The sequence below is a fragment of the Streptomyces sp. NPDC046203 genome (genome assembly GCF_040646255.1).
Lineage (GTDB): Bacteria > Actinomycetota > Actinomycetes > Streptomycetales > Streptomycetaceae > Streptomyces.
In genome coordinates this window covers 111,053-120,799 of the sequence record NZ_JBEYZX010000016.1, presented here as the reverse complement: position 1 = coordinate 120,799, position 9,747 = coordinate 111,053, and the positions used below count along the sequence as shown (strand labels likewise).

The following is a 9,747-nucleotide window of genomic DNA, read 5'->3' as shown; positions in this document are numbered from 1 at the left end:
CGCCACCATCCAGGCCGATCAGGACGCGATCATCCGGGCCGGTTCGCGCGGTGCGCTGGTGGTGGACGGCGGCCCCGGCACGGGCAAGACCGTCGGACACGTTGACGGAGGCCGTGCCACCGCCGTCGGCGAGGACCCCGATCACCTTGCCGGCCTGCGCGGAGAGTTCGATGCCGAAGCTGACGGCGACCTCGACGGGCCCCTCGGGGGTGAGCCCGGCGCGCAGCGAGCCGACCACCCCGCGCACCACGTCGGTGAGGCCCCCGGCCATCGACACGACCCGGTCGCCGAAGCCGGTGTCCTGGAAACCGGAGCCCCGGTCCAGTTCCTCCGTCCCGCTGACCCGGGCCCAGACGGACGTGCCGTCGTCCAGCCGAATACGAGCGATCCCTTGTGCCACAGCGGCCCCCGCTCCCCGGAAGGATGATGAACGAGGCTAGACCGTGGTGCCGGAGAGGAACAGGGGACGCGGGCCGTGTCCGTGCCACGGCATATTCTGATCGCATGTACTTCACCGACCGTGGCATCGAGGAACTGGAGAAGCGGCGCGGCGAGGAGGAGGTCACCTTCGAGTGGCTCGCCGAGCAGCTGCGTACCTTCGTCGACCTCAACCCCGACTTCGAGGTGCCGGTCGAGCGCCTCGCGACCTGGCTGGCGCGCCTCGACGACGAGGATGACGACGACGAGTAGGAACGGGTAGGGGCGGGCCGGCCCCCGCCCCGGCCCCAGGAACACCCGGGACCGGCCGGTCCCGGACGAGGCAGGGCCTTCGCCCGGTCCGTCTCTTCACCTCTTCGCCGTGCCGTCGGCCGGCCGGAGGCCGAGCCGTGCGGCGGCGCTTCGGTCCTCCCGTACCTCTTCCTCCGGATGCCGGGCGGCGATCGGCGATCGCACGGACGACGGAGGGCCGTCCTCCCACGGGACGCACACGGATGATCCGGTACGCCGACGCGGCCCGGGGCGGGGCAGCGTCTCCCGTACCCGAAGAGCCGCCGGGGACCGCTTGTCGGCCGCCACCGCATGACGGAAGTGGCCCCCGGCGACGCCCGGAAAGGCGGCCCGAAGAAACGGCACGGCCTACGGACCCTGCGGGGCCTTCCGGAGCCGGTCGTAGACGATCCCGAGTGCCCCGTGGGCGACGAGGAGCGCGCCGGCGGCCGCCCAGCCGCCGCTGCGGCGGGTGATGCCCCAGGCGAGCAGCGGCACCCCGGCCGCGAGCTGGGCCGCGCCGAGCAGACGGGCCCGGGGGCCGCGGAAGTACGGGCCGTACGGGCCGACGTCCACCGCCCCGAGTTCCGCGCGGACGGCCTCGCGCCAGCCGGTTCCCACGACGGGTTCGCCGCCGTGGGCGAGCGCCGCGGCGGCGAGTCGTTCGGCGCTCGTGCCGGGGGCGATGCCGGCGGGCAGGGCGAGTCCGGTGCGGGCGAGGACCGCGGTGAGACCGACGAGCCGGGCGTCGGCGTCCGCGTCCGGGTCGGGCCGAGTGAGGGTCTCCAGGGCCTGGACGTCGAGCACCGGGTCGAGCCCGAGGCGGCCGGCGAACGTGTACATGGCCTCGTCCTCGCCGGCCGGGGTGCCGTCGGCGAGCCAGACGTAGCCGACGGTGCGGCGGAAGCCCGCGGCGAGGGTGAAGCCGGCCCGGTCGGGGTCCCACCACAGCGCGAGGACGGGCCGGCCGGGCAGGGCGACGGCGAGGGCGGTGGACCAGCCGGTGACGACCCGCTCGACGGGTTCGCCGCCCTCGCGCCACGGCCTGCCTTCCGGGACGAGAACGCTCCACTCGGGTCCGGCGGGGGCGAGCAGCAGCCGTTCCGTGAGCAGCGCGGCCGACGAGCGGACCGCCGGCGGCTGGGCCCGGCAGAGCAGCAGCGCCCCGGCGGGGTGGGATCCCGGTGTCGCGTTCATGCCCCTACGCTAGGTCAATTTGTCCCGGTAAGACGGAACATGCACCGGGTCGCATGCCATCCCGTCACCCCGGACACCGTCTCCGCATCCCCTCCGCATCCCTGAGTCGACCCTGGCTCCCCCTCGGGGGTGAATCAGGGTTGACTTGACCTGGCCGCGATATATCGTGTTCATCAGAGACGCGATATGTTGCGTCTCGGTCGCCGCCGGAATCACCGGCCGGCGGCACCGGCCCGCACACGGAAGGTCAGCACCATGCCAGAGTGGTCCGTCGCCGAACCCAGGAAGATCACGTCGACCGGCCCCGTGACCCGGGTCCGGGTCAGAGTCGTCAGCGGGGCGGTGAACGTGGTGGGAACCGACGAGAGTTCCGCCCGCCTGGACGTCTCCGAGATCTCGGGCCCGCCGCTCGTCGTCACCGAGCAGGATTCCGTCCTCACCGTGACCTACGAGGACCTGCACTGGAAGAACCTCCACAAGTGGCTCGGTCCCAAGGGCCACCGCCGACGGGCCGTCGTCTCCCTCGCCGTCCCGGCGGGCGCCGACGTCGAGGTGGGGGCCGTCGACGCCGAGACCGTGATCTCCGGCATCACCGGGGCCACGGAGGTCCGCGGCGTCACCGGCGACACCACGCTCGTGGGCCTGGCCGGCCCGGTCCGTGCCGAGACCGTCTCCGGCGCCCTGGAGGCGCAGTCCGTCACCGGGGACCTCTCGATCACCTCGGTGACCGGCGATGTGACCGTCGTCGAGGGCGCGGGCCCCACCGTGCGGGCCGAGACGGTCAGCGGGGACCTGGTCGTCGATCTCGACCCGGCCTCGGGCCAGGACGGGCCGCCCGCCGACATCCGGCTGGCCAGCGTCTCCGGCGAGGTCGCCATCCGGCTGCCGCACCCGGCGGACGCCCAGGTCGAGGCGAGCACCACCAGCGGCGCCCTCTCCAACGCGTTCGAGGATCTGCGGGTCGGCGGCCAGTGGGGCGCCAAGAGCATCACCGGCACCCTCGGCTCCGGCCGGGGCACCCTCAAGGCGACCACGGTCACCGGCTCGATAGCGCTGCTGCGCCGCCCCGAGCCCGAGCCGGAGGGCGACGACTGGTCCGCCCCCTCCCCCGCGTCCGGAAAGGTCCTCTGACATGCCTCCCGTCTTCGCCCACGGCCGTCTTCGCCTCTACCTCCTCAAGCTGCTCGACGAGGCCCCCCGGCACGGATACGAGGTGATCCGTCTCCTGGAGGAGCGCTTCCAGGGCCTGTACGCCCCCTCGGCAGGCACGGTCTACCCGCGGCTCGCGAAGCTGGAGGCCGAGGGTCTGGTCACCCATGCCACCGAGGGTGGCCGCAAGGTCTACTCGATCACCGACGCCGGACGGGCCGAACTGGCCGCCCGGGCCGGCGAGCTGGCCGATCTCGAAGTGGAGATCCGCGAGTCCGTCTCCGAGCTGGCCGCGGAGATCCGCGACGACGTACGGGGCGCCGCCGGCAAGCTGCGCCACGAGATGCGGGCGGCGGCGAGCGCGTCCCGGACCGCCGGGGGCTCGTCGCTCTCCGACGCCAAGGACGAGCTGCGCAAGGCCAAGCAGGAATGGAAGGAGCAGGCCCGGCAGGCGCGCGCCGAGGCCCAGTCGGCCAAGAAGCAGGCGAAGGAGTTCCAGCGGATCGCCAAGCAGGTCCAGGACCAGGTGCAGGAACAGGTCCAGATGAGCCACGGGGAGTGGCCCAAGGGGGTCTGGGAAGGCATCTCGGGCATCACGGCCCAGCTCGGCGACCTGATCACGGGTGCGGCCCACGGCCCGGCCGGAAGCCGTCCGGCCACCCCCGAGGAGGCCGTCTCCGACTGGGCCAGGGACCTGGACCAGTCGGCCGAACCGGCCCGCGAGCTGGACCGCCTCCTCGACCGCTTCCGCGACGACATCCGCGACGCGGCCCGGGACCACGGGGTGAGCCGCGAACAGGCCGCCGAGGCCCGCCGTCACCTGGGGGCGGCGGCGGACAGCATCCTGAACCTGCTGACCCCGGAGCACAGAAAGAGCTGACCCGCCCCGGGGCGGGGGCGGTGGCTGCACCGGCCTACGGGCGGCGGGCCGGGCGCAGTGCGGGCGAGGGCCGGAGCCGGGACAAGCCATCACCGCCGGCAGCCCGCGCCCGAAGGCCGCACCGCAGGGGCGTGCAGGGAGGCCGGACCGGGACCGAGGGGGAGCCTTCGGCACCTGCGCGGGCCGTCCGAACTCCCCTCCCGGGCCTCGCCACAGGCTCCCTCCCGGGCCTCGCGGGAGGACCCTCGCCCCCGGCCTCGCCACGGGCCTCCGTACCCACCCGCCGGAGACATCGGCCTCGGCAGGTGTCGCCGTCACCGCGTCTTCGCAGGCACCACTGCTTCACCGCGCCTTCGCTGACACCGCCGCTTCAGCGCCCCTTCTCCGACACCGTCACCGTCACCCGGGCGCCGGGGGCGGCGACCACCAGGGCCCGGTTCCCGCCCTTGGTGGTGCGGGACACGACGGCCCGCCCCTGGGCCGCGACGCGCCACTCGCCCGGGGGCAGGGAGAGTTCGGTGACCCGGGAGCCGCGCCGGGCGGCGTCGTACTCCAGCCGGTAGACGCGGGCCGCGGAGTCGTACGAGGCGGAGCGGACCGTACCGGCGACGGCCTCGGCGTACGGCTCGGCGGTCAGCTCCTTGTTCGTACGGAAGGCGCCGGAGTCGTCCACCGCGCAGTAGCCACCGCCGTAGCACCACACATAGCCCGCCCAGCCGGAGCTGTAGCGGCCGAGTGAGGCCATCGCCTCGCGGTAGAAGCGGTTCATGTTCGGAAGGGAGTTTTCGAGTGGGCCCCACTCCCCGACCACCACGGGGACCTTGTACTCCTTCGGGTAGCGGGTGACCGCCTGCTCGTAGGTCTCGATCCAGCCGGCCGCCGGGTCGTAGTCGGCACCGGCCTCCATCGCGGAGTTGTAAAAGTGCGGGGCGTACACCGTCTTCGGGTCGTGTATCCGGCCGAGTCCCGTCGGCACACCCTCGCCGACGATCGGGGTCGGCTCCACGAACACCCAGCCGTCCCGGTCGGCTTGGCGGACCGCGTCCGCGAGGCGGTCGTACATCGGGGTGAGCTGGTCGCGTTCGATGCGGCGGGCGGCGGTGGGCAGGTCCTCGCCCTCCCGCGGCTCGCCCATGGGCTCGTTGATCAGGTCGTAGCCGAGGACGGCGGGATGGCCGCCGAAGCGGTCGGCGAGCGTCCGCCACATCCGGGCCTGGGCGCGCCGCAGGTCCGGGTCCTCGTAGAGATGGGTGAAGGCGCGCTGCACGGCGGGTTCGAAGTACTCGGCGAACCAGTCGTCGGGGTGTGGGGTGAAGGGCAGGCCGTCGGTCCGGGTGGCCCACTCCGGGATGCCGCGGTGGCCGAAGGCGGGCCCGAAGACGTCCTGGTGGGCGTCGATGAGGACCTTGACGCCGTAGGTGTGGGCCCAGTCCAGAACGCGTTCGATCTTGCGGAGGTAGTCCTTGCTGTACTGGCCGGGCCGGGGCTCCAGGTCGTCCCAGAAGACCAGGAGCCGGGCGAAGTCGAAGCCCTTGGCGCGCATGTCGCGGAAGTGCTTCTCGGTGATGGCGGAGAGGGCCTCGGCACCCCGGTGGAACTTGTCCTCGACGTTCCAGCCGCGCAGGGTCAGGGTCCGGCCCTGGTCGTCGGTGAGGGCGGGTACGCCCGAGCCCCCGGGGCCGGGCTGCCCGGCCCGGGGCCGTTCCGTACCGGGTCTGCCGACCGTGCTCGTGGTGGTCCTGGCGTGGGCGGTGGCGGGCGCGATCAGGGATGCGGCAACGAAGGCTGCCGTCAAGGTGGTTCGCAGCACGAAGAGACCTCCGGCACGGCGGTGTGGGCGAGGTGCGGGTGCCGGAGATCCCATCAGTACGTGCGACGTGTCATCAAGACGTCGTCAGCACGATCTTTCCGAAGAGGTCACCGGTCTCCATCCGCTCGAAGCCCTCGCGGGCCCGGTCGAGCGGCAGCACCTGGTCGAGGACCGGCCGTACGCCGGTGGTGGCGCAGAAGGCCAGCAGGTCGGCCAGTTCGTCCTTGGAGCCCATCGTCGAGCCGACGACCTTCAGCTCCTGGAAGAAGATGCGGGTCAGCTCGGCGTGCGAGGGCCGATCGCCGCTGGTGGCGCCGGAGATGACGACCGTGCCGCCGGGCCGCAGCGACTTGATGGAGTGCGACCAGGTGGCGGCGCCGACCGTCTCGATGACCGCGTCCACCCGCTGCGGCAGACGCGCGCCGGGCTCGAACGCCTCGATGGCGCCGAGGTCGACGGCCCGCTTGCGCTTGGCCTCGTCGCGGCTGGTGGCGAACACCCGCAGGCCGGCCGCCTTGCCGAGGACGATCGCGGCGGTGGCGACACCGCCGCCGGCGCCCTGGACGAGGACCGCGTCGCCGGGCCGTACCCCGGCGTTGGTGAAGAGCATCCGGTAGGCGGTGAGCCAGGCGGTCGGCAGGCAGGCGGCCTCCTCGAAGGACAGCTCCTTCGGCTTGGGCAGCACGTTCCAGGCCGGGACGGTGACCCGTTCGGCGAAGGTGCCCTGGTAGTGCTCGGTCAGGATGGAGCGCTTCTCGTCGGGCCCGACTCCGTGGCCGGTCTGTCCGATGACGGAGTGCAGGACGACCTCGTCGCCGTGCTCGTCGATGCCGGCGGCGTCGCAGCCGAGGATCATCGGCAGCTTGTCCTCGGGCAGTCCGACGCCGCGCAGCGACCACAGGTCGTGGTGGTTGAGCGAGGCGGCCTTGACGGTGACGGTGGTCCAGCCGGGCCGCTTCTCGGGCTCGGGGCGTTCGCCCAGTTCGAGGCCGTTCAGGGGCTGGTCGCGGTCGATTCGGGCAGCGTAGGCAGCGAACATGGGCCCGACCCTAGGCGGCGGCGGGGAGATCCCGGAACCACGCACCCGTGTGACGCGCGTCCCACGCCCCCGCGTCGCTCCACCGGCCCCGCGCGCGCCGGTCCCCCGTACCCGACGACCCCGTACCCGACGACCCCGTACCCGACGCCCCCGCGCGCCGATCCCGTATACGCGAAGACCCCGCGCGGTCCGGTGGAACCGTGCGGGGCCTTCGGAGATGACGCCGGGTCAGCGGCGGGCGACGCCCTCGGCGCGCGCGGCAGCGGCGACCGCGGCCGCGACGGCCGGGGCGACCCGCTCGTCGAACGGCGACGGGATCACGCAGTCGGCGGCCAGGTCGTCACCGACCACGCCCGCGATCGCGTCGGCCGCGGCGATCTTCATGCCCTCGGTGATCCGGGAGGCCCGGACCTGGAGCGCACCGGCGAAGATGCCGGGGAAGGCGAGGACGTTGTTGATCTGGTTCGGGTAGTCCGAACGGCCGGTGGCCACGACCGCCGCGTACTTGTGCGCGACGTCCGGGTGCACCTCGGGGTTGGGGTTGGCCATGGCGAACACGAAGGAGTTCGGCGCCATGGAGGCGACCGCCTCCTCCGGGACCGTACCGCCGGAGACGCCGATGAAGACGTCGGCGCCCGCCAGCGCCTTCTCCAGGGAGCCGGACAGGCCCGCCTTGTTGGTGAGTTCGGCGATCTCGCGCTTGACCTCGGTGAGGTCGTCGCGGTCGCGGCTGACGACGCCCCGGCGGTCGGCCACGGCGACGTCGCCGATCCCGGCCGACAGCAGGAACTTCGCGATGGCCACACCGGCCGCGCCCGCGCCCGAGATCACCGCGCGCAGGTCGCCCAGCGTGCGGCCGGTCAGCTTCGCCGCGTTGCGCAGGGCGGCGAGGGAGACGATCGCGGTGCCGTGCTGGTCGTCGTGGAAGACGGGGATGTCGAGGCGCTCCTGGAGCTTGCGCTCGATCTCGAAGCACCGGGGGGCCGAGATGTCCTCGAGGTTCACGCCGCCGAAGGAGGGGGCGAGCCGGACGACGGTCTCGACGATCTCGTCGGTGTCGGTGGTGGCGAGCGCGATCGGCACCGCGTCCACGCCGCCGAACTGCTTGAAGAGGATCGCCTTCCCCTCCATGACCGGGAGCGACGCCTCCGGGCCGATGTCGCCGAGTCCGAGCACCGCCGTACCGTCGGTCACGACCGCCACGACCTGGGACTTCCAGGTGTAGTCGTAGACCAGTTCGGGCTGCTCCGCGATCGCCGTGCACACCTTGGCGACGCCGGGCGTGTACGCGAGGGACAGGTCGTCCTTGTCCCGCAGAGGCACCGTGGCCGCGATGGCCATCTTGCCGCCGCGGTGCAGCGCGAAGGCCGGATCGAAGGGCTCGGAAGCCCCTTCCGTACCACTCTCGCTGCGATGATTGACGATCTCCGCTGCCATTGGGTTGACCCCTTAAGTCTTCTTCATTTGAGGGTGGCCGCTCCCTTGTTGCGGAGCGGTGGGCGGGTCCCGCGGCCGCCGTGTGGGGCAGCCGCGCGGGCGCGCCGCACAACGCGCCCTGAGCCCCGGATGAGGGGTGTAAGGATCCTTCTTACCGGACGAACCGGCCCCTGCACGAGTTCATAGTGCCTCGGTGACGTGACTCATACCGAGCACCACCACAGGGGTACGGAGATCGACACGTCACTCGATGTCCGGAAAGATGCTTTCCCGCCCCGAATAACGGCCTTCTTCTCGTCCGAATAGCGAGATGGGCAGGAGAATTTACGGCGCGCACCGCAACACCCCGAAGAAGGTTTCGCCTAGGGGGAACTGGGGATCGGGGTTCCGCAACCACCCGTTATCCGATTTTGACATCCGTGGCCGTCGGATTCGGGCAGTCCAAATGGCAGGATGCCGTAATCACACGAGGTCGCGGCGCTCGAAGATCCGTACGCGACCCATGGCAACTCCCCCCGAACACGCCGGAGGAACCCGACCATGACCGCACGCTCCACGCGCAGCACGGCCGCCGCCAAGACCCGCACCTCCCGTCTTGCCGCGGTAGCCGCCGTCGCGGTCGCCGGCTCCATGCTGCTGACCGCCTGTGGTGACCAGACCGACGGTGCGAAGCAGCCCAAGGGCGGTGCGGCCTCCGCCGACGCCGCCAAGGCTCCTCTCTTCTCGAAGCTTCCGGCGGACATCCAGAAGTCGGGCGTCATCAAGGTCGGCGCGGACGCCTCGTACGCCCCGATGGAGTTCACCGAGGGCTCCAAGATCGTGGGTGTGGACCCCGACATCGCCGAGGCCCTGAGCAAGCAGCTCGGTGTCCGCTTCGCGTTCACGCAGGGCACCTTCGACGGCCTGATCACCTCGATCTACAGCGGCCGCCAGGACGTGATCATGTCCTCGATGACGGACAACAAGAAGCGTCAGGAGGGTCTGGACGACGACGGCAAGAAGATCGGCAAGGGCATCGACTTCGTCGACTACTTCAGCTCCGGCGTCTCCCTGCTGGTGAAGAAGGGCAACCCGGAGGGTCTGAAGACGCTCGACGACGTGTGCGGCAAGACCGTGGCCGTGCAGCGCGGCACGATCTACGAGGACACCTTCGTCGCCCAGGCGAAGAAGTGCGGCGCGAAGAAGCTGACGATCCAGAAGTTCGACACCGACGCCGAGGCGCAGACCCGTGTCAAGGCCGGTGGCGCGGTCGCCGACCTCAACGACTACCCGGTCGCCGCGTACATCGCGAAGACGTCCAACTCCGGCAACGACTTCGAGGTCGTCGGCAGCCAGAGCGACGTCGGTCTCTTCGGCATCGGCGTGTCGAAGGAGCGGACCCAGCTGCGTGATGCGATCAAGGACGCGCTCGACGCCATCATCAAGGACGGCAGCTACGCCGCGGCCCTGAAGAAGTGGGAAGTCGAGGGCAGCGCCGTCACGTCGGCGACCGTCAACGCAGGCAAGTGACCTTCCCCGCACCACCTG

At 71.8% G+C, this 9,747-nt stretch carries 9 protein-coding genes; 4 read left to right on the top strand and 5 right to left on the bottom strand.

Going from position 1 to position 9,747, the window contains the following annotated elements:
- Positions 1-400 (bottom strand): CU044_2847 family protein (locus ABZ990_RS15570; protein WP_361231029.1); only part of this gene is annotated, 400 nt, incomplete at its 3' end.
- A gap of 104 nt (positions 401-504) precedes the next feature.
- Between ABZ990_RS15570 and ABZ990_RS15565 the strand changes: the two genes are divergently transcribed.
- Entirely contained in the window at positions 505-690 is a 186-nt protein-coding gene (locus ABZ990_RS15565; protein ID WP_053640526.1) for a DUF6104 family protein, read from the top strand.
- Positions 691-1,077: 387 nt separating this feature from the next.
- On the opposite strand, the gene ABZ990_RS15560 is transcribed toward ABZ990_RS15565, so the two are convergent.
- On the bottom strand, positions 1,078-1,905 hold the full coding sequence (locus ABZ990_RS15560; RefSeq protein ID WP_361231027.1) for a hypothetical protein: 828 nt from the start codon (positions 1,903-1,905) through the stop codon (positions 1,078-1,080).
- 255 nt (positions 1,906-2,160) lie between these two features.
- Here ABZ990_RS15560 and ABZ990_RS15555 point away from each other — a divergent pair, with 255 nt between their 5' ends.
- Positions 2,161-3,036, top strand: coding sequence for a DUF4097 family beta strand repeat-containing protein (locus ABZ990_RS15555; protein ID WP_361231025.1), 876 nt, complete (start codon positions 2,161-2,163; stop codon positions 3,034-3,036).
- Position 3,037: 1 nt separating this feature from the next.
- Positions 3,038-3,934: a PadR family transcriptional regulator gene (locus ABZ990_RS15550; protein WP_361231023.1), complete on the top strand. Its 897-nt coding sequence runs from the start codon at positions 3,038-3,040 to the stop codon at positions 3,932-3,934.
- Between the two features lie 370 nt (positions 3,935-4,304).
- On the opposite strand, the gene ABZ990_RS15545 is transcribed toward ABZ990_RS15550, so the two are convergent.
- From ABZ990_RS15545 to ABZ990_RS15535, 3 genes are all read right to left on the bottom strand, one after another.
- On the bottom strand, positions 4,305-5,798 hold the full coding sequence (locus tag ABZ990_RS15545; protein WP_361231022.1) for a cellulase family glycosylhydrolase: 1,494 nt from the start codon (positions 5,796-5,798) through the stop codon (positions 4,305-4,307).
- Positions 5,799-5,817: 19 nt separating this feature from the next.
- Positions 5,818-6,783 (bottom strand): zinc-binding dehydrogenase, encoded by a 966-nt coding sequence (locus ABZ990_RS15540; RefSeq protein WP_361231020.1) that lies wholly within the window; start codon positions 6,781-6,783, stop codon positions 5,818-5,820.
- Positions 6,784-7,011: 228 nt separating this feature from the next.
- Positions 7,012-8,220 carry an NADP-dependent malic enzyme gene (locus tag ABZ990_RS15535; RefSeq protein WP_361231018.1) on the bottom strand — a complete coding sequence of 403 codons (1,209 nt, stop codon included), beginning with the start codon at positions 8,218-8,220 and terminating at the stop codon, positions 7,012-7,014.
- 540 nt (positions 8,221-8,760) lie between these two features.
- Between ABZ990_RS15535 and ABZ990_RS15530 the strand changes: the two genes are divergently transcribed.
- Positions 8,761-9,729: an ABC transporter substrate-binding protein gene (locus ABZ990_RS15530; protein WP_361231016.1), complete on the top strand. Its 969-nt coding sequence runs from the start codon at positions 8,761-8,763 to the stop codon at positions 9,727-9,729.
- Positions 9,730-9,747: the final 18 nt, after the last annotated feature.

Coding starts and splice junctions, on each gene's coding strand:
- ABZ990_RS15540 (WP_361231020.1), bottom strand. CDS start 6,783: ATGTTCGCTGCCTACGCTGCCCGAATCGACCGCGACCAGCCCCTGAAC.
- ABZ990_RS15535 (WP_361231018.1), bottom strand. CDS start 8,220: ATGGCAGCGGAGATCGTCAATCATCGCAGCGAGAGTGGTACGGAAGGG.
- ABZ990_RS15560 (WP_361231027.1), bottom strand. CDS start 1,905: ATGAACGCGACACCGGGATCCCACCCCGCCGGGGCGCTGCTGCTCTGC.
- ABZ990_RS15530 (WP_361231016.1), top strand. CDS start 8,761: ATGACCGCACGCTCCACGCGCAGCACGGCCGCCGCCAAGACCCGCACC.
- ABZ990_RS15545 (WP_361231022.1), bottom strand. CDS start 5,798: ATGGGATCTCCGGCACCCGCACCTCGCCCACACCGCCGTGCCGGAGGT.
- ABZ990_RS15555 (WP_361231025.1), top strand. CDS start 2,161: ATGCCAGAGTGGTCCGTCGCCGAACCCAGGAAGATCACGTCGACCGGC.
- ABZ990_RS15565 (WP_053640526.1), top strand. CDS start 505: ATGTACTTCACCGACCGTGGCATCGAGGAACTGGAGAAGCGGCGCGGC.
- ABZ990_RS15550 (WP_361231023.1), top strand. CDS start 3,038: ATGCCTCCCGTCTTCGCCCACGGCCGTCTTCGCCTCTACCTCCTCAAG.